Raw genomic sequence first — 18324 nt, forward strand, 5'->3', positions numbered from 1 at the left:
AACATAATAGACCATGAAGGGTTTTGTGGCAATGCTTACTGACTTTGGGCTGAGGGATGGCTTTGTGGGTGCTATGAAGGGTGTAATACTTAGCATTAATCCTGAGGTTCAGGTCGTTGACATAAGCCATGAAGTAGAACCCTTTAATATACTTCATGGAGCACTGCTTCTAAGAGCTCATTTCTCATACTTTCCTAAGGGTACCATATTTCTATGCGTTGTGGATCCGGGGGTTGGTTCAGAAAGGCTTCCCGTGGTGGTTTCATGTGGAGGCTACACATTTGTGGGACCTTACAATGGACTTTTTGACCTTGCCCTCAGAAATATAGAAGAAACCCCGAAAGCTTATAGGATAGAAAAATTTACACTTCCAAGGATAAACCAGACCTTTCATGGCAGAGACGTGTTTGCACCAGTGGCTGGGTGGCTAAGCAGAGGTTTAGAGCCTCAGGAGGTGGGAAGTCCGATAGACTATCAGTTTAAACTATCCTGGGAAGACCCAGAGGATAGAGGGGACGCAGTGGTAGGAAAAATAGTTTACTTTGATCACTTTGGCAACGGTATAACCAACGTACCCTGTGGCAGATATGCGGAAGGATATTTCAGAGGAGAAAAGCTAAGGGTTGTTTCCTACTTCCTTGAGGCAGAAAGGTGCAAGCCTGCCTTTGTGTGTGGCAGTTTTGGTCTTATGGAGGTATTCCTGCCAATGGAAAACCTCAAAGAAAGGCTTGGGGTCAGGCTCGGAGAGGGGGTGATCTTGAAAAAACTACTCACATAACCGATAATATACTCATGATTGATAGGGTAGACATACAGAGGATAATTGGGTATATAGCGGAGCTAGAGGAAAGGAAGAGAAGGCAAGTTCAGGAGAAGGAAGAAAGTCAGGGCGTTAGTGTTGAACTATCCCAGAGGCTTCAGAAGGGCGGGGTTGTAAACTACGAAGACATTAGCAAAAAGGTGGAAAGCATAAGGTCTCAAATGCAGAAAAACGCCTATGAGGTCTCTCCAGAGAGAATACTGCAAGGTCTTGAGAAGTTCCTTTCCTCTAAATAGCCCTCAGTAATTCTTGAGTGTAGGAGTGTTTTGGGTTGTCAAAGATACTCCACACATCTCCTTCCTCTACCATCATGCCATCTTTTAAAACTATAACCCTATCTGCCACCTCCGCCACAACGCCAAAGTCATGAGTAACAAGAATAACGCTTCTGTTCTCCTCCTTCATAGCTCTGAAGAGTTTAAGTATCCTACTCTGAATCGAAACATCTAAGGCAGTGGTGGGCTCATCCGCAAGCACAAGCTGTGGGTTGCACACTGTGGCTATGGCAATGCAGACTCTCTGCTTTAAGCCACCAGAAAGATGATGGGGATAGCTGTTGTATATCCTATCTACTTCCTTAATGCCTGCCTTTTGGAGTGCCTGGAGAGCCTTTTCCTTTGCATCCTCTTTCCCAAAGTGTGCCATATAGGCTTCTTCTACTTGAGTGCCTACTCTATAAAGAGGGTCAAGATATACGGAGGGTTCCTGGAAAACTATGGATATATGCCTTCCTCTTATGTTTCTGTATTCCTTTTCTGAAAGACTGACTAATTCTTGCTCTTTGAACCTTATAGACCCTTCAAGTTTGGCATTTTCTGGCAATAGTCCGATTATGGAGTAAAGAATGGAAGTCTTCCCAGAACCCGACTCACCTACTATGCAAAGCACCTCTCCCTCTTTTAGGTCAAAACTTATGTTCCTCAGGACATGCTTATCGCTATAGTATAGGTTTAGGTTCCTTACCTCAAGAAGCATTGAGTAGCCTTTTGAATACTGGTTTCATCCTATCATACAGCTCATAAAGGTCTTGAGATATAACCTTAGTATCCGCAAGGGTTTGCATAAAGTTGGTGTCTCCAAACCATCTTGGGACTAGATGGAGGTGTATGTGGCTTTCCAATCCAGCACCCGCAGCCCTGCCAAGGTTGTAGCCTACGTTTATGCCGTGGGATTTCATCACTTCCCTTATGAGCTGTATACTCACCCTAGTAAGCTGGTGCATCTCAAGAGCGGTCTCTTGGTCAAGAAGCAGATAATCCCCTATGTGGTCTATGGGTGCCACCATTAGATGTCCAGGGTTGTAGGGAAACTTGTTAAATATTACAAAAGCCCTTTTACCACGGTGCAGAACAAGGTAGTCTCTGAGCTTCTCCTCTGGTTGAGATACCGCTTCACAAAGAAAGCATCCCTCTTGCTCGTCCACCTTTTCCACATATTGGCTTCTCCAAGGTGCCCAAAGGAGCTTCATAGTCTCAAAAGCCTCCTTATTGCCCTTTCTACTTCCTCCTCCTCGGGGATGTAGTCATGCCTTTCCAACTCCATAGTATCCCTGAAATATAATACCGTGGGAAAGTCAAAGACACCAAGGTCTTCTGCACTCGTGTGCTTGCTCACATCCATCCAGTAAAAGTTTATCTTATCCCCATAAAGCCTTTGAAACCTTATAAGCCTCTCGTAAAAGGTTTGGTTTTTGGGATTGTCTGGCATGGTAAGTAGCACCACCGCAGGCTTTTCCCCCGCCATTGCCTTTTCGTAAAAGTCTTTGTCTGTCAACTCCTCAAAGCCCTCAAACATGTTAACCTCCTGACAGGTTTTATTATAGAGCAATCCGCCTTTTCTAAGTGCTAATATTATTTCCTATGAGGCTCACAGACTTTCTTAAGGAAAGGAACATATCCGTGGGTGACAACTTTCGCCTTCTACTGGATACCCTAAAGCTTAGCGGGGAAGAATACATAAGGGCAAAGGAGCAGGAGATTGGGGAGCCCGCCAAGATGTCCAAGTCAAAGGGCAATACCGTTGACCCAGAGGAAGCCATAAGGAAATACGGAGCGGACACGGTAAGGCTCTACATACTCTTTGCCGGACCTGTGGAAAAGGACTTTGAGTGGACGGAAGAAGGTGTGCAGGGAGCCTACAGGTTTCTCAGAAGGCTATGGAGCCTTTTCCATCAGCATTTGGAAAGCCTAAGGTTGGTAAAGTATAGCGGAGAGGACTTTACATCCCTTGCGGGAAAACAAAAGGAGATAAGACACAAAACCCATCAAACCCTCAAAAAATACCTCTCCAGCATGGAAGACCTCTCTTTTAACACAGCAATAGCCAGCATAATGGAGCTTCTGAATGCCCTTCAGGACTTCCAGCCATCCCAAGAAGTGGACTACAAGGTGCTAAGGGAATCTCTTGAAACCCTTCTCTTCATGCTCTATCCCATAACTCCTCACATATGCGAAGAGCTTTGGCACAAACTGGGACATGAGAGGCTTATGGTCTTCTATCCCTTCCCAGAACCCGATGAGAAAGCCCTTGCCCTTGAGGAGGTAGAAATCCCAGTGCAGGTGAACGGAAAACTCAGGACCCTCTTAAGGGTTCCGGTGGATGCGGAAGAGGAGCTTGTGAAGGAAATGGCTCTCAAAGACCCAAAGGTGAGCCAATGGCTGGATGGCAAGCAGGTAAAAAAGGTTATATACATAAGGAACAAACTCCTCAATCTGGTGGTGTAGGATGGAAAACTTGATAAACCTGCTTCTGTTTTTAGGAAAGCTCCTGCTTTTGATGGTTCTTGTAGGACTACCACTCCTTTTGATAATAGTCTTCATAGCGGATAGGGTATACAGAAAGGTGGGTCCGAGATACGAAGAGCTAAGAGATAGAAGGATAAGAGAGCTGGAGGAGGAAGAAAAGAAGAGCGAGGATAAGAAAGGGAAGAAAAAGACATGATTTTTATCATACAAATTCCCCTTGACAGCCTTTAAGCTCATGCTAATTTTTTGATAACCCATTCATAAGGAGGTTAAGGCATGCCGATGGAAGTTTTGCCAGGACCCGCTGGTTATATACCAACCCCAGCAGCCTTTGAAGGTGTTGAACTTCCTCCACCAGGAAAAGCATTGCTTTATGGGAAGATAGTGGACGAAGAGACCGCAATGAGAGAGGCTGCAAAAGCCATGCTTACCAGAAGAAACCCTACCATATTCCCAGGACCGCTGGTTCTTTGGGGATGGAACGCAGGAGCAATGGAAAAGGCAAAGGCTGTTCTTGAACTTGCCATGGAAATACCCAATTGTAGGATAATACCCATGCCCGACTACAGGCCCAAGTATCCCAAAATAGACCCAGAAGCAGAGATAAATCCAAACCACCCCAACCTAACCATACTTCACAATAAGATAGAAGCCTGTATCTTTGTAGGTGTGCATTGCCACTATGCGAACCTATCTCTTAGAATGATAAGGGCTGGAACCAACTGCTTTACTATAGCCCTTTGTGCAGAAATGGGCCACGAGGATGCTATGGTCTCCCTAAGAGACCAGCATGCGGAAGAAATAAGACGTTTCAAGGATGTGCTTGTTCAGGTAAGAGAAGAGCTTGGTATAAAGTGGGAGCCAAAACTTCCACCAGAGAACCCATCCCTTCCAAAAGAAGAGTATCAGACCCTTTCTGTTTTGGACTATGGAGAGTATTCTTATCTTTTAATCCCCAGAAGGGGAGAACACGTGACCGAAAGCGAATAAAAACGGAGGTAGTGTCATGCCAGAGCAAAGAGTTGTAGATGCGGATTACCTTCTTTTAGAGGCACCGAGGGAGAGAAAGTTTATCACCGGTGCCCAAGCTATGGCGGAGGCTGTCAAGCGTGCCAACGTGGACATAGCAATAGCATACCCTATAACACCCCAATCTGAGGTTATGCACCTTGTGGGTGACCTATGGGCTCAGGGCTATCTCAAGGACTACTACAGGGCGGAAGAGGAATACGGTGCTATGTCCGCTATAGCTGGAGCGGTCAGAGGTGGTGCAAGAGCTTTTTCCGCTACTTCTGGACCAGGTCTCCTTAGGGGTTTGGAAGCCATAGCCTCTTGGCCAGGGCATAGAATACCTGCGGTTCTTGGGGTTCTCACAAGGGTTGTGAACGCACCCCTTTCCATACAGCCTGACAATGTGGAGATAGCTTACCTGCTTCACTCTGGAGTGGTGGTATTGCATGCAGAAAACCAGCAAGATGTTTTTGACTTTACGCTTGCCAGCTTTGTTATATCTGAGAAGGTGGACGTTTATATACCCATAGCGGTTTGCACCGAGGGCTTTTTTGTAACACACGCCAAGGGCTATGTCCACATGACTCCAGAAGACATGAAACTGCCACCAAGAGACCCCTACAAAGCACCCGTGCCACCCACAGACTGCGAAATACCCCCTGCAAGGATACAGAGGGATGCACCAGTTCAAAAATCTAACTTTATGAGCTACCTTATACACGCGGTATGGCAACAAGAAGTTTGGGCTTCTAACATAAGGGCAATGAAATACATCTACAAATACCTTGGTGGTCCTATAGAAGTGGTAAACCCAGACGCAGAAGTCTTTATAGTTGCCTCTGGATGTGCCGCAGCACAGGGAAGAGAGGCGGTGCGTTACGCCCAGCTTGAGGGTCTAAATGTAGGGCTTGTAAAGGTCAAGTCCATAAGACCCTTCCCAGAAAAGGAGATAAGACAAGTTCTTTCAAAGGCTAAGGCGGTTATAGTGCCTGAGCACAACATAGTGGGATGGCTTGCAAAAGAGGTAAAGGCGGTCATACCTAACAACGACATAGTTATAGGCGGTCCAAGAGTCTACGGCGGTATGACGCTACCGGTAGAGCTTATCATGGAAAAGGTATACGATGCCTTTGGCATAAAGAAAGCAAAGAAAGTTGTTGTATAAAAAAACTTAAGGAGGTATAGATATGGGTTTGGAATACGTCAGAATATCACCAGGCTTTGAAAAATATATGCCCAAGGACTATGTAGACCTGGTCCAATATGGGCAGTTTGGTAGAGAGGTAGATGTGCAACAGCTTGGACAGTTCAAGGAGCTTGTGGAAGAGCACCCCATGTGTGCAGGATGCTTTATGGCATATTTCATAAGGATATTCTACGCAGCTCTTCCAAAGCCAGAAGACACCATTGTTATAGGCACCGCAGGTTGTGCAAGACTTGCCCTCTCTCAAGCAGCCGTTCCCTTCATATACGGAAACTATGGAGACACTAACGCAGTTGCTTCCGGTCTAAAGAGAGCTCTCAGCATAAGGTTTCCCGATAAGGTAAAGGATGTGGTGGTTATAGCAGGAGATGGTGGTCTTATAGACATAGGCTTTGGAATGACCATGCACTCTTGGTTCAGAAGAGAGAAGTTCACCACCATCATGGTGGACAATGAAGTTTATGGAAACACTGGTGGTCAAGAGAGTGGTATGTCTCCAAAGGGTGTTCAACTAAAGATGGCTCCCAAGGGCAAGCAGTTTGACAAAATAAACGCGGTGGAGCTTGCAAAGACCGCAGGCTGTGTATACGTAGCAAAGCTGGCACCCACCAATCCCAAGAGAATAGCAAAAACCGTCCGCAGGGCAATACTTGCCGCAAGGCACTTTGGACCCACCTTTATACATGCCTACACCTCTTGTAACATAGAATACTCCATACCCACAGAAAAGGTTCTCGAGGATGCCAGAAAGAGAGAAAAGCAAGACTTTGGTTTCTATGAGTGGATGACCGATGAGGTAAAGGAATTCTTTGAAGAGATAGAAAGGAAGCCAGAGGAGGTAAAGGCATGAAAAGGTATAACATACGCATAGCTGGTGTTGGTGGGCAGGGGGTGGTTACCTCCGCCCACATCCTTGGTAATGCCATGTCTGCCGCAGGTAAATATGCAACTCTTGTCCCCTTCTTTGGTTCAGAAAAGAGGATGGCACCCGTTGAAGCCTACGTTAGGGTCTCCGACCAACCCATATACGAAGTGGGTGAGGTGGTATATCCAAACGTGATAATGATTTATCACCCTCAGGTCATAACTCATGGAAAGTCCTACACCATGCCCTTCTACTCAGGTCTGAAAGAAAACGGTCTTGTGATAATAAACACGGACGTGGACATAATTCCAGAAGAGGACTGGAATATTCTCAAAGAACTCAACACAAGGGTCTACATGTTCCCAGCTACAAAGATAGCCCTTGACATTGCTGGAACTGAGCTTGCCACAAACATGGCAATGATAGGTCTTTTCTTTGGTATAACCCGTATTGTAGGCTTTGAACACATAGAGCAGGCTGTAAGAGAGAGATTTCTTGGAAATACCTTCGTAGCTTCTGGTGGAACAACAGCCCTTGACAGTGCTATAGAGAAGAAGTTCAAAAAGAAGATGGAGCTTCTTGAGAAAAATATGCAGGTTATAAGAGAAGCCTTCAAGATAGCGGAGGAAAGGGGCTGGGTGGAAGAAGAAGCTCTTACGGGTTAAATTAATCTATAAGGAGGCAAGGCAGGTATGTACTATGTGGCGGATGTAAAGGAAGCGGATTGTGCTAAGTATAACTGTAAGCAGTGTGTGCTCTTCTGTCCAGAGCCAAACACCCTCATGTATCACGACTCCAAGCATGTGGCGTGGGTAAACTACTCAAGGTGTAAGGGCTGTGCCATATGTGTTTATGTATGCTCTGACCTTTTAAAGAGAAACTGCATAGAGATGGTAATGGTGACCGCTGGAGATTAAGGAGGTAGAGCATGAACTTGGAGGAAAAGTTTAACTTACTGGCGGAAGAGGTCAAGAAGAGTATGGCTAACCCAGACCTTGATATTGAGTTATGCTTTCCCAACGAGGTGGACCAAGCTTGTGAAATAAGGAGCTATCCATACCTAAGGGTAAAGTATGTGGTGGAGGGGCACGATGTTTATGAAAAGGAGATAGATATAGAGCCCATGTATTGGGAAAAGGATATAAAAGACCTTGCTGGTCTTGTTACTTTTCAGATACAGCAGTTTATGGAAGAGATAGACTCTGTGGAGTACGGCGGAGAGTGAAATGCTTCCTGCCTTCGTGATAACAGGCTTTCTCGGAGGCGGTAAGACTACCCTGTTGCTCAACTCTGCGAGAGAGCACTTTTCTAACAAAAGGGTAGCGATTATAGTCAACGAGCTTGGCGAGGTGGGCGTGGACGGCAAGGTTCTCAGAAATGCCTATTCTGAGGTGCTTGAACTTCCGGAAGGATGTATATGCTGTTCCCTGCATGCAGAGTTTGAAAAAGCAATTGAGGAAATAAGGGTTAAATATGAGCCCGAGGTGCTTCTTGTAGAGACCTCTGGCGGTGCGGTACCTTTCCCTGTGATCCTTAGCCTTCAGTCGCTTGGCTGTTCTGTGGATGGGGTCCTATGCCTTGTGGACTGTGCCAACTTTGAGAGGTACAAGGAAGACAGCACCGCAAGATATCAGATAGGTGGATCAAACATAGTGGTTCTAAATAAGACCGATTTGGTAGCAGAGGAAAGGGTTTCTGAAATAGATAGAGAGGTAAGAGAAATCTGGAACCTCTACAGACCGGTTAACTCCTTCACAGGCGAAGCCTTCTACACCAAGCTCAGGGTCTATAGAACCAGCTACGGTAGGCTTCCAGCAGAGGTCTTCTCTGGCGCCTATACCATTCCTGAGCTTAAGAGTATAGCAATAGACCACGCACACACCCACAAGCACAAAGTGGTAAGCCTGCTTGAGCCTTTGGATTATGAAGAGCTTGAGAGAAGATTGAGAAACCTGCCTGATAATATAATAAGGGCTAAGGGAATAGTGAGGCTCAAACACTATCCCTTTCCTGTTGCCATAAACTACTCCTTTGGATACATAGATAACCCTGTAGAGGTCAGCGGCTACGACGGACCCTCCTTCCTTGTCTTAATAGGAAACTGACCTTCGGAGGTATCTTATGGGTCTTGAACTGCTTTTGCAGAACATACTCAATCCACCTGTGCTAATGTTTTTTCTTGGGCTTGGTGCGGTGCTTCTAAGGACAGAGCTTGAGGTGCCACAGCCTCTTCCGAAGCTCTTTTCCCTATATCTTCTTATAGCTATAGGTCTTCATGGTGGCTATGAGCTTTCAAAGAGTGGTATAACCCTTGATGTGCTTAAAGTCTTACTCCTTGCTATGTTCATGGCGGTTGCTGTGCCCATTTATGCCTTTTTTATACTTAGGCTCAAGCTGGATGTCTACAATGCGGTCGCCATAGCTGCTACTTACGGCTCCATAAGTGCGGTGACCTTCATAACTGCAGGCTCTTTTCTAAACAGCCTTGGGGAGAGCTATGGTGGCTATATGGTAGCTGCTATGACCCTTATGGAGTCTCCGGCTATAGTTATAGGGCTTGTGCTACTGATGCTCTTTGCCAAAAGAAACAACAACTCTGCGGTAAACTGGGGTGAAGTGCTTAGAGAGGCTTTTCTAAACCCTTCCGTTTATATCCTCATGGGAACGCTCCTAATAGGTTTTCTGACAGGGGAAAAGGGTTGGAAAGCCATGGACCCGCTTTTTGGTGTGCTCTTTAAAGGTATGCTTGCCTTTTTCCTGCTTGATATGGGTATAGTGGCTGGTCGTAGAATAGGGGATATAAAAAAGGTTGGCTTGTTTCTTATAGCCTTTGGGGTTTTTCTACCCGTGTTTAACGCCTTGGTGGGTATATTCTTAGCAAAAAGCTTTGGCTTTGTTAAGGGAGATGCCTTTATGTTTTCTATACTATGTGCCAGTGCTTCTTATATCGCAGTTCCTGCAGCTATGAGGCTCTCCGTGCCCGAGGCAAACCCAAGCCTTTACGTGACCATGTCCCTTGCCATTACCTTTCCCTTCAATATAGCGGTAGGCATACCGTTATACTACTTTCTAATAAACCACCTATGGGGGTGAGAGCATGAAACCTATGAAAAAGGTGGAAGTGGTCATTGACAGCATATACCTGAGCAGGGTGTTGGAAGTGTTAGAAAAAACTGGAGTCTCTGGCTACACGGTCATAAGGGATGCCCTTGGAAAGGGGGAAAGGGGTATTATGGCGGGTGATGAGCTAACGGATGTATTTAAAAATAGCTATGTGTTTACCGTGTGCTCAGAAGAAATAGCTCAGAAAATAGCTGAAAGCCTTAGACCACTTCTTAAAAAGGTGGGCGGGGTATGCCTCATATCAGACGTGCTATGGCTCACACACTGATATAAGGAAAACTTATAATCTTTATCATAATTACTAATGGCACAGGTCAGATACAGAACTTATAATATGAGGATAATCTTACACAGGAGGTGTTTGAGATGGCAACTATAACACCAGACAAGACCCTTGATGCTTCTGGGCTTAACTGTCCTCTTCCTGTTCTTAAAACAAAGAAGGCTATTGAGGAGCTTCAATCTGGGCAGATTCTTGAGGTAATAACCACAGACCCCGGTGCAAAGGCGGACATACCAGCCTTTTGCAACAGGACAGGGCATCAGCTCCTTGAAACGGTAGAAGAGGGAGGAAAGATAATCTTCTACCTCAAGAAGAAATAAGGAGGGATAAAAATGGCTACAGAAAGGCTTGCTATAATAGCCACAAAGGGTACGCTTGATATGGCGTACCCGCCTTTAATATTAGCCTCAACCGCCGCATCTCTTGGTATAGAAACTGCCATCTTCTTTACCTTTTACGGGCTTAATATTATCCATAAAAAGAAAATGCACGAGTTAAAAATAGCCCCCATAGGAAACCCTGCCATGCCCATGGCTTTCCCTCCCTCCATGCAGAACCCAGTAACAAACGCAATATCTTCCATATTCCCAGGACCTCCACAGATAATGGGTATAATCCCTGGCATGACAGACCTTATGAGTTTTATGATGAAAAAGACCATAAAGGAGCATGGAGTGGCGGACATACCTGAGCTTATAGAAGCGTGTAAAGAGGCAGAGGTGAAGCTCATACCATGCCAGATGACCATGGAACTCTTTGGCTACAAATACGAAGACCTCATAGATGGTCTTGAACCTCCAGCCGGCGCTGCCACCTTTATGAATTATGTGCTTGAAGCGGACAAGCCTATGATAATCTTCGTCTAAGGAGGATAGATATGGCATACGAGAAGGTGCTTTTCTACATTCTAACAGTGCCCTTCTTTGAAAGGGCGGAGCCGACAACTGGCGAGCTAATTAACCCACAGGCTGGTGCTCCTTTCTTCCTCGCTACCGCAGCCACCACCATGGATTACGAGGTGGAAATGGTTATAACTTCAGAGGCAGGCTTTCTACTTATGAGAGACAACGCCAAAAAGGTAAAAGTCAGACCGGGAGTGGAGCAGACCATATACGACTTTATAAAGATGGCAAAGGATGCGGGTGTGAAGATATACCTCTGTGTGCCTTCTCTTGACCTAACAGAGATATACAAAAAGGAAGATGTGAACCCTGAGCTCTGCGACGGCATAATAGGTGGTGCTGCCTTCCTTGACAAACTTATGAGTGGCGAGTATGCGGTTCTTACCCTTTAAGGCTTTTTCCACCTCCCCCTTTTTTGAGTATGCACTCATAAGTTTATCCTTATATATACATAAGCAAAATTTAATTGACTTTTATCATTTGTATAATACCTTTATAGAAAGTAGAAACCCTAAGGAGGTTTACCATGGATGGACATATTTATGGATATAACCTCCCCATATCGGAGAAAACCAAGGCAGTGCCTTGGGAGGAAAAGGTTCGTATAGTGGAGGAGGTAAAGTCAGACTTTCGTTTTAAGGAATACATCTTTGGCTGTCTTAACTGCGGTGTTTGCACCGCATCCTGCCCTTCCAATAGGTTTTTTGACTACTCTCCAAGGGAGATAGTTCAAAGGTTCTTGGAAGAGGACGTGGAAGTGCTATATGACATGATGCATGAATACATATGGGCATGCTCTCAGTGCTTTACCTGTTGGATAAGATGTCCCTTTGTGAATAACCCCGGTGGTCTTGTTGCTATAATGAGAGAGGTGGCGGTGCGTAATGCCTTTGAAGCCACAAAGGACCTTCTAAAACCCTACGGAAGGGTTCTTCTCAAGGTTATGACCACAGGAAACCAGCTCTCTGCGGACATGCTTCAGCCAGACTTCTTCCCAGACTGGGGTCCCAAGATGGCGGACAATATGGAAAACCTGAGGGCAAAGAGGCTTGCCATACCCTTTGACGTGGGCAAGTCTGTCAAGACCGCATGGGAAGTGTCTTTGGAGACCGCAATAGAGATGTATACCATATGGAGAGAGACAGGCATCTTTGAGATGCTTGAAAAGCTTGACCCAAACCTCTACAACGTCATCATGGACATAGTAGAGGAAAACGAAGAGAGGTATGCGGAGCTTTATGAAGAGGAAGAGTAAGCTAACAAGAGGGGTTGATGCCCCGAAAAAACTAAGGAGGTGTAATCATGGCAAAACATGGCTTTGGACATAACAGCCCCGGAGGCCTTCTGAGATATCCAGAACAGCCCCCCTTCCCCCTCAAAGAATACAGCGCCCACTACGACCACATCTTTGAGATGATGGAAGAGCTCGAAGCCAAGGGCGAAATTCTCATACACAGGATTACGGAGGAGCACCAGCCCGTAGAGGTCTTTACAAGGACCGGAAGGATAAAGCTCATACCCACCAACAAGCTCTGGCATCACAAGTCCTGTGGTCAGTGTGGAAACATCCCCGGATATCCTGCCTCTGTCTTCTGGTTTATGAACAAGTTTGGCCTTGACTACCTTAACGAGCCTCACCAAACCTCCTGCACCGCATGGAACTATCACGGCTCTGGCACATCCAACCCAGTAGCTTTGGCAGCGGTCTGGCTCAGAAACATGCACCAAGCATGGAAGACTGGATACTATCCTCTCATCCACTGCGGAACATCCTTTGGCTCTTACAAGGAGACAAGGGAACAGCTCATCATGAACAAGGAGTTAAGGGATGCGGTAAAGCCTATACTCAAAAAGCTCGGAAGGCTCACAGAGGATGGAAGGATAGTTATACCCCAAGAAGTGGTCCACTACTCCGAGTGGGTCCACGCTATGAGATACAGGATAAAGGAGCTATACGAAAAGGAAGGCAAGGCTAAGGGCATAGATGTTTCCAATGTGAGGGTTGCCATACACAACGCCTGCCACACCTACAAGATGATAGCGGATGACTATCCCTATGACCCAGAGGTCTACAACGGTCAAAGACCTGCTGCTTCTACAGCAGTGGTAAAGGCTCTTGGTGCACAGGTGGTGGACTACTCCACTTGGTATGACTGCTGTGGCTTTGGCTTCAGGCACATACTTACCGAAAGGGAGTTCACAAGGTCTTTTGCCATACAGAGAAAGCTCAAAGTTATCGCAGAAGAGATAAAGGCGGATCTCATAGTAACTCACGACACAGGCTGCACCACCACCTTTGAGAAGAACCAGTGGATAGGAAAAGCTCACGGTATGTATCACCCTGTAGCGGTTATGTCTGACGTTATGTTTGCAGCTCTTGCTTGCGGTGCTCATCCCTTTAAGGTGGTCCAGCTCTACTGGAACTGCTCCAACTACGAGCCTCTCCTTGAGAAGATGGGTATAACCAACTGGAGAGAGCTAAGGAAAGAATGGGAAGACACCGTTAAATACATAGCAGACCTTGAAAAGGCTGGCAAGTACGATGAGCTCATGGAGTTCTTCAAGGAATACGACCTGTATGAGCCCTACAGCAGAACTTCCACGGGTAAACCAAAGGCTTCCGCAACCGCAAACATGCCCCTGTTTAAGTCATAAGCTTTTTCTGGGGGCTCTGCCCCCTTAAGAACAATTAAAGGAGGTTTAGCATGGCTAAGAGCGTATTGGTGATCGGTGGTGGTCCCGCAGGACTTGCGGCAGCAAGAACCTTGGGAAGGCTCGGAGTTTCCACCATCCTTGTGGAGAAGGACAGTCAGCTGGGTGGGAACCCCATCAAGAACCATTATCACACACTAATTCCCAGAAAACTAAAACCCTCCCAGGTGATAGGTCCTTACATAAAGGATGTGGAGCAAAATCCCAATATTAAGGTGCTTCTTAACACGGAGATATCCGCCTGTGAAGGAGAGCCTGGAGAGTATAGGGTAACCCTCTCAAACGGTGAAAAATATGAAGTTGGTGCCATCGTGGTTGCCACAGGGTTTGAACACTTTGACCCAAGGAGGAAGGGAGAACTTGGTTACGGGCTTTATCCCGATGTTATCACAAACCTTGAGCTGGAAAGGATGTTCTCTCAGGAAGGTAAGCTCTACAGACCCTCTAACGGACAGCTTCCCAAGAGGGTTGCCTTTGTCTTCTGTGTGGGCTCAAGGGACAGACAGCTTGGTGTGACAAACGTGCACTGCTGTAGATATGGCTGTGCCCTCTCTGGTCTGCAGGGTATGGAGATAAGAGAACACTACCCCGATGTGGATGTTTTCTGCTACTACATGGATGTGAGGACCTACGGCACTTGGGAATATCCCTTCTACTGGGCTCCTCAGGAGCAGTACGGTGTAAGGTATGTAAGGGGTAGGATTGCGGAGATTACATACAGCCCTGCAGACGGCAGGCTTAGAGTAAAGCACGAGGATACCATCGTACAAAGACCTGCAGAGGTGCCTATGGACCTTGTGGTGCTTGTGCTTGGAATGGAGCCATCCCCCGGAACCAAGAAGGTTGCCAAGATACTTGGTCTTGCTCAAGACCCCGACAGCCAGTTCCTTGTTCCCTCTGAAGAGTCTGGCTCTAACATCATATCCAATAAGCCGGGAATATTCATAGCGGGTGCCTGTAAGGGTCCAATAGACATAGAGTCCTCCTTCTCGGAAGGTGAGGCTGCTGCTGCTGAAGCTGCAGCCTTCCTTGGTGCAAAGGTGACAGTATGAAAAAGCCTGTAGTTCTTGACGACTTTTTGGTTAGGGACTATCTGATAAAGATACTTGGAGAAGGCGAGGAGTTTGTCCAGGAGTTTTACAAGGACCTCCTCGCCAAGTCCCTCCTTTTCCAGCAGGCTTTTTCCAAAGAAAGGCTACCCTCTCTGACAGAGGAAGACCTTGACCTTGTGCTTGAAAAGATATTCCCTGCAAGAAGAAGAAGACAGAAAATAATCCAAGAAACAGGCGTTAACAAGCTCAAAAGAGCCATAAGCGACCTTCTCTATGGCAAAGCTCAGACTTGGGAAGAGAGGGTAGAAAAGTTTGTAAGAGAGATAAGGGGTGTGGACAGGAAGTTTGCAAGGGATATAGCCAGCGAGATACTCCACTTTACCTTTCCAGAGGAGTATGTGCTTTGGACCAGTTGGATATGGGACCCAGAGAGCGAAAGTGGTGCAGTGGTTTTTCTAAAGGAAGAGCCACCAAAGAGGAGCATGTATGGAGAGACTTACGAAGAGTTTGAGCTCATATACAAACAAATTCAGGAAAAGCTCCTTGACTTTGGTATAAAGGTGAAGGGGTATCTCTTTGTGGATATATTCCTCGCTATGATATACGCCACCTATGTGGACTATATGACCCTGTCCACCATGCATAGTGCCAAGGGCTTCTTCCCTCCTGCAGGAGTTATGGCAAGGAGGCTCCTTGGCGTTATAAGAAAGGAAGACCTTTTGGAGGTATAACCATGGCGATACATGAGCGTAGCCTTGTAGAACCAGAGAGAATTTTAAGGAAGGAAAGGCTTGTTATTGACGGTGTTGACGTCTCTGGAGACTGGAACCTTATAATCCTTCCAAGGGTTATAAACGACTACGACCTTGACTTTGCCAAGGAGATTATAAACTCTCCAGATGGCAAGACCATAAACCAGTGCTATCAGTGCTCTTACTGCACTGCATCCTGCCCTGTGCATAACTATTGGGATGAAAGATATAACCCCAGGCACTTTATATACTTGGCAAGGCTGGGTATGATAGACGAGCTTCAAAAGCGTGCGGATGTGATGTGGAGGTGCGTTTCCTGCCACAAATGCACCCACAGATGTCCAAAGGGCGTGCTTGTGGAAGAGGTACTAAAAGCCATACTTAGAACTATGGCAAAGAAGGGACTTATAGAGGAGTATCCTTCCAAGAAGTTTGATAAGTTCTTTACAGAGTCTGTGCTTGAATACGGAAGAATAGAGGATGGAGAGCTTCTCTTTGGGTGGATAGAAAAGCAAGGATACAAGGTCTTCAAAGACCCCATACTCAAAAAGCCCATACCTTTCCTTGGTGAAACACCTGAGTGGTTAAAAGAGCTAACTGTAAAACCTATAAAGTCTATGAACATAGGCTTTCTGGTGCTCAATGCCAAACATATGCTCTTCCATCCAAGAACAAAGAACTGGAGCAGGTTCAAGCAAGTGCTACGCAAGGTTATGCAGGAAGAAGGTGCATTACATTAAGGAGGTTTAACATGGGTGTGATAGGAAAAAGGGTTGCTTATTATCCAGGCTGTTCCCTTGAGGGTGCAGCGAGGGCTTACGATGTTTCTACAAGAATAGTAGCAAAGGAGCTTGGTCTTGAACTGGACTACCTTGAGGACTACAACTGCTGCGGTGCTATGGAGTCCAAAAATGTCACCTTTATGGGCACCATGCTCCTAAATGCCAGAAACATGTCCTTGGCAAGAAAGCAAGGGCACAATGTTATCGTAGCCCCCTGCAACGGATGTTCCTTTTCCCTGCAAAGGGCGGAATACTTCCTTGAAACAGATAAGGCGGTATATGACAGGGTCAATGCACTTCTTAGAGAAGGCGGTGTAGACCCCCTTGACCAAATACCTCAGACCTATCACATATTAGAATGGTTCTATCACGAGGCTGGACCACAGAAGGTAAAGGAAAAGACAAGAAAGCCCCTGAGAGGTCTTAAGGTGGCAAACTACTACGGATGCCTATACACAAGACCCCACTTCTACGCAAGAACCTACGCTCACGCAGGTGGTCAGGACGAAGAGGCAAGACCAAGAAAGAGGGAGACCGCCGATGACGACGAACATCCATACTATATGAACGCCCTCCTTGAGGCTGCTGGTGCTACGAGCGTGGAGTTTGAACCCATGCATACCCAGTGCTGTGGAGGTCCTCACTCGCTTTCTGATGAGATGGTCTCTGAAAAGTTCGTAATGATGATACTGCAGACTGCCAAACGCAACGGTGCGGATATAATAGCTACCGAATGTCCCCTCTGCCATGCATCTCTTGAAATGTATCGTCACAGGCTTATGATGAAGGGCGTGCCGGATGTGGATGTGCCTGCTGCCTACTTTACACAGCTTCTTGGGCTCGCCTTTGGCTACAGTGCAAACGATGTAAAGCTCAAGGACAACCTTTCAGACCCCTTGCCAGTGCTAAAAAGATTGGGACTTGCCTAAGAGGGTGAAAAATGGGTGTGGTGCAGGAGCTGGAAAGCGGGAACGAGTGGGAATACAACGGATGCGTTGTCCCTCTTGACTTATACTACGAAATAGAAACCCAAACATGGCTCAAGGTGAACGAGGATGGAACGGTCACCATGGGTCTTACCGATGTGGGTCAAGTAAGGGCTGGAAGGCTCCTGCACGCCCGTATCAAAAATGTGGGCAAAGTGATTCAGAAGGGTAAACCTGTGGCATCTCTTGAGAGTGGAAAGTGGGCAGGACCTATAAACGCCCTTGTGGAGGGCGAGGTGGTGGAAAGGAACGAGAAGATCCTTGAACAGCCTGATATAATAAACTATGACCCATACGGTGAGGGATGGATAGTAAAGATGAAGCCAGTGGACTTGCAAAGAGACATAAAGGACCTCCTCTATGGTAAAGAAGCCATAGAGGAAATGAGAAAATACATTGATGAATGGGATATAATCTGTATGAGGTGCACATGATGGCTGCCAAAGATAAGCATGTTATACTGCTTGTTTCTCAGTGGTGTGCCACATGTCCTGATGCGGATGCCCTTTGGAAAAGGCTTCAATCTGAATATGGCTTTAAGTATGAGGTGCTTGATGTGGCACAGCCAGAGGGGAGAATGTGGGCAAAGAAGCTCATAGTAAGGGCAGTGCCATCTACTATAATTGACGGGAAGCTTACCTTTGTGGGTGTTCCTGATGAAGCGGAAGCCAGAAGGGTGATAGAATCATGAAGGTAGTTATACTGATGACCAGCGGACCAAGAACGCCTTGGAGGTGCGCTTCTCCCTTTTACATAGCAGCTCTCATGGCTGCTAATGAAGCAGAAGTTGAAATGTTCTTCAACATGGATGGCACAAGGCTTCTCAAAAAGGGTGTTGCGGAGAAGATAACGCCCGCAGAACCCAACTGCTTGTCGCCCAACGGCAAGAAGCTTAAAAGCGTATACGATTTTATGAAGGATGCCAAGCAGGCAGGGGTAAAATTCTACTCCTGCAAGCAAGCTATAGACTCTATGGGTTATAAGCCAGAAGACCTTATACCAGAGCTGGATGGGGTGTTTCCCGCCAGCGAGTTTGCCCTTAGGGCTATGGAAGCGGATAAGGTGCTAACCTTTTAAAATTTCTATAA

Annotated in this window: 28 protein-coding genes; 25 read left to right on the forward strand and 3 right to left on the reverse strand. The window is 46.4% G+C overall.

Annotated features, from left to right (window positions below; genetic code table 11):
- Positions 1-13: 13 nt before the first annotated feature.
- Both G3M65_RS05905 and G3M65_RS05910 read left to right on the forward strand, forming a co-directional pair.
- Positions 14-778 carry an SAM hydrolase/SAM-dependent halogenase family protein gene (locus G3M65_RS05905; RefSeq protein WP_173833660.1) on the forward strand — a complete coding sequence of 255 codons (765 nt, stop codon included), beginning with the start codon at positions 14-16 and terminating at the stop codon, positions 776-778.
- A 14-nt stretch (positions 779-792) separates the two neighbouring features.
- Positions 793-1056, forward strand: coding sequence for a hypothetical protein (locus G3M65_RS05910; RefSeq protein ID WP_173833661.1), 264 nt, complete (start codon positions 793-795; stop codon positions 1054-1056).
- On the opposite strand, the gene G3M65_RS05915 is transcribed toward G3M65_RS05910, so the two are convergent.
- The 3 genes from G3M65_RS05915 to G3M65_RS05925 are packed head-to-tail and all read right to left on the reverse strand — an operon-like array spanning position 1049 to position 2614.
- Complete coding sequence (locus tag G3M65_RS05915) at positions 1049-1795, reverse strand: ABC transporter ATP-binding protein (protein ID WP_173833662.1); 747 nt, start codon at positions 1793-1795, stop codon at positions 1049-1051. The two genes, G3M65_RS05910 and G3M65_RS05915, sit on opposite strands and share 8 nt — an antisense overlap.
- Positions 1785-2288 (reverse strand): HIT family protein, encoded by a 504-nt coding sequence (locus tag G3M65_RS05920; protein WP_173833663.1) that lies wholly within the window; start codon positions 2286-2288, stop codon positions 1785-1787. Before G3M65_RS05920 ends, G3M65_RS05915 begins: the two co-directional genes overlap by 11 nt.
- Complete coding sequence (locus G3M65_RS05925; protein WP_173833664.1) at positions 2285-2614, reverse strand: thioredoxin family protein; 330 nt, start codon at positions 2612-2614, stop codon at positions 2285-2287. The genes G3M65_RS05920 and G3M65_RS05925 overlap by 4 nt, the downstream gene beginning before the upstream one ends.
- Before the next feature lie 65 nt (positions 2615-2679).
- Between G3M65_RS05925 and G3M65_RS05930 the strand changes: the two genes are divergently transcribed.
- From G3M65_RS05930 to G3M65_RS06040, 23 genes are all read left to right on the forward strand, one after another.
- Positions 2680-3543: a class I tRNA ligase family protein gene (locus G3M65_RS05930; protein ID WP_173833665.1), complete on the forward strand. Its 864-nt coding sequence runs from the start codon at positions 2680-2682 to the stop codon at positions 3541-3543.
- Between the two features lies 1 nt (position 3544).
- Complete coding sequence (locus G3M65_RS05935; RefSeq protein WP_173833666.1) at positions 3545-3760, forward strand: hypothetical protein; 216 nt, start codon at positions 3545-3547, stop codon at positions 3758-3760.
- 80 nt (positions 3761-3840) lie between these two features.
- Positions 3841-4554, forward strand: a complete 714-nt coding sequence (locus G3M65_RS05940) for a carbon monoxide dehydrogenase beta subunit family protein (protein WP_254426242.1) — start codon at positions 3841-3843, stop codon at positions 4552-4554.
- 16 nt (positions 4555-4570) lie between these two features.
- Positions 4571-5740, forward strand: coding sequence for a transketolase C-terminal domain-containing protein (locus G3M65_RS05945; protein WP_173833667.1), 1170 nt, complete (start codon positions 4571-4573; stop codon positions 5738-5740).
- 22 nt (positions 5741-5762) lie between these two features.
- A complete protein-coding gene (locus G3M65_RS05950; RefSeq protein WP_173833668.1) occupies positions 5763-6629 on the forward strand; it encodes a thiamine pyrophosphate-dependent enzyme in 867 nt (288 codons plus the stop codon).
- The gene (locus tag G3M65_RS05955; RefSeq protein WP_173833669.1) at positions 6626-7309 is read left to right on the forward strand and encodes a 2-oxoacid:ferredoxin oxidoreductase subunit gamma family protein; all 684 of its coding nucleotides are present in this window, start codon (positions 6626-6628) and stop codon (positions 7307-7309) included. Before G3M65_RS05950 ends, G3M65_RS05955 begins: the two co-directional genes overlap by 4 nt.
- A 27-nt stretch (positions 7310-7336) precedes the next feature.
- Entirely contained in the window at positions 7337-7561 is a 225-nt protein-coding gene (locus G3M65_RS05960; protein WP_173833670.1) for a ferredoxin oxidoreductase, read from the forward strand.
- A gap of 11 nt (positions 7562-7572) precedes the next feature.
- A complete protein-coding gene (locus tag G3M65_RS05965; RefSeq protein ID WP_173833671.1) occupies positions 7573-7869 on the forward strand; it encodes a hypothetical protein in 297 nt (98 codons plus the stop codon).
- A 1-nt stretch (position 7870) separates the two neighbouring features.
- Positions 7871-8749: a CobW family GTP-binding protein gene (locus G3M65_RS05970; protein ID WP_173833672.1), complete on the forward strand. Its 879-nt coding sequence runs from the start codon at positions 7871-7873 to the stop codon at positions 8747-8749.
- A 16-nt stretch (positions 8750-8765) separates the two neighbouring features.
- Complete coding sequence (locus G3M65_RS05975) at positions 8766-9737, forward strand: sodium-dependent bicarbonate transport family permease (protein WP_173833673.1); 972 nt, start codon at positions 8766-8768, stop codon at positions 9735-9737.
- A 4-nt stretch (positions 9738-9741) separates the two neighbouring features.
- Positions 9742-10035 carry a P-II family nitrogen regulator gene (locus G3M65_RS05980; protein ID WP_173833674.1) on the forward strand — a complete coding sequence of 98 codons (294 nt, stop codon included), beginning with the start codon at positions 9742-9744 and terminating at the stop codon, positions 10033-10035.
- 98 nt (positions 10036-10133) lie between these two features.
- The gene (locus G3M65_RS05985; RefSeq protein ID WP_173833675.1) at positions 10134-10370 is read left to right on the forward strand and encodes a sulfurtransferase TusA family protein; all 237 of its coding nucleotides are present in this window, start codon (positions 10134-10136) and stop codon (positions 10368-10370) included.
- Between the two features lie 12 nt (positions 10371-10382).
- The gene (locus G3M65_RS05990) at positions 10383-10916 is read left to right on the forward strand and encodes a DsrE/DsrF/DrsH-like family protein (RefSeq protein WP_173833676.1); all 534 of its coding nucleotides are present in this window, start codon (positions 10383-10385) and stop codon (positions 10914-10916) included.
- Between the two features lie 11 nt (positions 10917-10927).
- The gene (locus G3M65_RS05995; RefSeq protein ID WP_173833677.1) at positions 10928-11344 is read left to right on the forward strand and encodes a DsrE family protein; all 417 of its coding nucleotides are present in this window, start codon (positions 10928-10930) and stop codon (positions 11342-11344) included.
- A gap of 134 nt (positions 11345-11478) precedes the next feature.
- Entirely contained in the window at positions 11479-12207 is a 729-nt protein-coding gene (locus tag G3M65_RS06000) for a 4Fe-4S dicluster domain-containing protein (RefSeq protein WP_173833678.1), read from the forward strand.
- A gap of 47 nt (positions 12208-12254) precedes the next feature.
- On the forward strand, positions 12255-13607 hold the full coding sequence (locus tag G3M65_RS06005) for a heterodisulfide reductase-related iron-sulfur binding cluster (protein ID WP_173833679.1): 1353 nt from the start codon (positions 12255-12257) through the stop codon (positions 13605-13607).
- A gap of 50 nt (positions 13608-13657) precedes the next feature.
- The gene (locus tag G3M65_RS06010; protein ID WP_173833680.1) at positions 13658-14716 is read left to right on the forward strand and encodes an FAD-dependent oxidoreductase; all 1059 of its coding nucleotides are present in this window, start codon (positions 13658-13660) and stop codon (positions 14714-14716) included.
- On the forward strand, positions 14713-15447 hold the full coding sequence (locus G3M65_RS06015) for a hypothetical protein (protein ID WP_173833681.1): 735 nt from the start codon (positions 14713-14715) through the stop codon (positions 15445-15447). The genes G3M65_RS06010 and G3M65_RS06015 overlap by 4 nt, the downstream gene beginning before the upstream one ends.
- Before the next feature lie 2 nt (positions 15448-15449).
- Positions 15450-16208 carry a 4Fe-4S dicluster domain-containing protein gene (locus G3M65_RS06020; protein WP_173833682.1) on the forward strand — a complete coding sequence of 253 codons (759 nt, stop codon included), beginning with the start codon at positions 15450-15452 and terminating at the stop codon, positions 16206-16208.
- Positions 16209-16219: 11 nt separating this feature from the next.
- Positions 16220-17179, forward strand: coding sequence for a CoB--CoM heterodisulfide reductase iron-sulfur subunit B family protein (locus G3M65_RS06025; RefSeq protein ID WP_173833683.1), 960 nt, complete (start codon positions 16220-16222; stop codon positions 17177-17179).
- 11 nt (positions 17180-17190) lie between these two features.
- Positions 17191-17670: a glycine cleavage system protein H gene (locus G3M65_RS06030; RefSeq protein WP_173833684.1), complete on the forward strand. Its 480-nt coding sequence runs from the start codon at positions 17191-17193 to the stop codon at positions 17668-17670.
- Entirely contained in the window at positions 17670-17927 is a 258-nt protein-coding gene (locus tag G3M65_RS06035) for a thioredoxin family protein (RefSeq protein WP_173834683.1), read from the forward strand. The genes G3M65_RS06030 and G3M65_RS06035 overlap by 1 nt, the downstream gene beginning before the upstream one ends.
- Entirely contained in the window at positions 17924-18313 is a 390-nt protein-coding gene (locus G3M65_RS06040) for a DsrE family protein (protein ID WP_173833685.1), read from the forward strand. The genes G3M65_RS06035 and G3M65_RS06040 overlap by 4 nt, the downstream gene beginning before the upstream one ends.
- Positions 18314-18324 lie beyond the last annotated feature (11 nt).

The organism is Hydrogenobacter sp. T-8, assembly GCF_011006175.1.
Taxonomy (GTDB): Bacteria; Aquificota; Aquificia; order Aquificales; family Aquificaceae; genus Pampinifervens; species Pampinifervens florentissimum.

Bases quoted from the DNA above. Each gene is read 5' to 3' on its own strand.
- G3M65_RS05905 (WP_173833660.1), top strand. From the start codon at position 14: ATGAAGGGTTTTGTGGCAATGCTTACTGACTTTGGGCTGAGGGATGGC.
- G3M65_RS05910 (WP_173833661.1), top strand. From the start codon at position 793: ATGATTGATAGGGTAGACATACAGAGGATAATTGGGTATATAGCGGAG.
- G3M65_RS05915 (WP_173833662.1), bottom strand. From the start codon at position 1,795: ATGCTTCTTGAGGTAAGGAACCTAAACCTATACTATAGCGATAAGCAT.
- G3M65_RS05920 (WP_173833663.1), bottom strand. From the start codon at position 2,288: ATGAAGCTCCTTTGGGCACCTTGGAGAAGCCAATATGTGGAAAAGGTG.
- G3M65_RS05925 (WP_173833664.1), bottom strand. From the start codon at position 2,614: ATGTTTGAGGGCTTTGAGGAGTTGACAGACAAAGACTTTTACGAAAAG.
- G3M65_RS05930 (WP_173833665.1), top strand. From the start codon at position 2,680: ATGAGGCTCACAGACTTTCTTAAGGAAAGGAACATATCCGTGGGTGAC.
- G3M65_RS05935 (WP_173833666.1), top strand. From the start codon at position 3,545: ATGGAAAACTTGATAAACCTGCTTCTGTTTTTAGGAAAGCTCCTGCTT.
- G3M65_RS05940 (WP_254426242.1), top strand. From the start codon at position 3,841: ATGCCGATGGAAGTTTTGCCAGGACCCGCTGGTTATATACCAACCCCA.
- G3M65_RS05945 (WP_173833667.1), top strand. From the start codon at position 4,571: ATGCCAGAGCAAAGAGTTGTAGATGCGGATTACCTTCTTTTAGAGGCA.
- G3M65_RS05950 (WP_173833668.1), top strand. From the start codon at position 5,763: ATGGGTTTGGAATACGTCAGAATATCACCAGGCTTTGAAAAATATATG.
- G3M65_RS05955 (WP_173833669.1), top strand. From the start codon at position 6,626: ATGAAAAGGTATAACATACGCATAGCTGGTGTTGGTGGGCAGGGGGTG.
- G3M65_RS05960 (WP_173833670.1), top strand. From the start codon at position 7,337: ATGTACTATGTGGCGGATGTAAAGGAAGCGGATTGTGCTAAGTATAAC.
- G3M65_RS05965 (WP_173833671.1), top strand. From the start codon at position 7,573: ATGAACTTGGAGGAAAAGTTTAACTTACTGGCGGAAGAGGTCAAGAAG.
- G3M65_RS05970 (WP_173833672.1), top strand. From the start codon at position 7,871: ATGCTTCCTGCCTTCGTGATAACAGGCTTTCTCGGAGGCGGTAAGACT.
- G3M65_RS05975 (WP_173833673.1), top strand. From the start codon at position 8,766: ATGGGTCTTGAACTGCTTTTGCAGAACATACTCAATCCACCTGTGCTA.
- G3M65_RS05980 (WP_173833674.1), top strand. From the start codon at position 9,742: ATGAAACCTATGAAAAAGGTGGAAGTGGTCATTGACAGCATATACCTG.
- G3M65_RS05985 (WP_173833675.1), top strand. From the start codon at position 10,134: ATGGCAACTATAACACCAGACAAGACCCTTGATGCTTCTGGGCTTAAC.
- G3M65_RS05990 (WP_173833676.1), top strand. From the start codon at position 10,383: ATGGCTACAGAAAGGCTTGCTATAATAGCCACAAAGGGTACGCTTGAT.
- G3M65_RS05995 (WP_173833677.1), top strand. From the start codon at position 10,928: ATGGCATACGAGAAGGTGCTTTTCTACATTCTAACAGTGCCCTTCTTT.
- G3M65_RS06000 (WP_173833678.1), top strand. From the start codon at position 11,479: ATGGATGGACATATTTATGGATATAACCTCCCCATATCGGAGAAAACC.
- G3M65_RS06005 (WP_173833679.1), top strand. From the start codon at position 12,255: ATGGCAAAACATGGCTTTGGACATAACAGCCCCGGAGGCCTTCTGAGA.
- G3M65_RS06010 (WP_173833680.1), top strand. From the start codon at position 13,658: ATGGCTAAGAGCGTATTGGTGATCGGTGGTGGTCCCGCAGGACTTGCG.
- G3M65_RS06015 (WP_173833681.1), top strand. From the start codon at position 14,713: ATGAAAAAGCCTGTAGTTCTTGACGACTTTTTGGTTAGGGACTATCTG.
- G3M65_RS06020 (WP_173833682.1), top strand. From the start codon at position 15,450: ATGGCGATACATGAGCGTAGCCTTGTAGAACCAGAGAGAATTTTAAGG.
- G3M65_RS06025 (WP_173833683.1), top strand. From the start codon at position 16,220: ATGGGTGTGATAGGAAAAAGGGTTGCTTATTATCCAGGCTGTTCCCTT.
- G3M65_RS06030 (WP_173833684.1), top strand. From the start codon at position 17,191: ATGGGTGTGGTGCAGGAGCTGGAAAGCGGGAACGAGTGGGAATACAAC.
- G3M65_RS06035 (WP_173834683.1), top strand. From the start codon at position 17,670: ATGGCTGCCAAAGATAAGCATGTTATACTGCTTGTTTCTCAGTGGTGT.
- G3M65_RS06040 (WP_173833685.1), top strand. From the start codon at position 17,924: ATGAAGGTAGTTATACTGATGACCAGCGGACCAAGAACGCCTTGGAGG.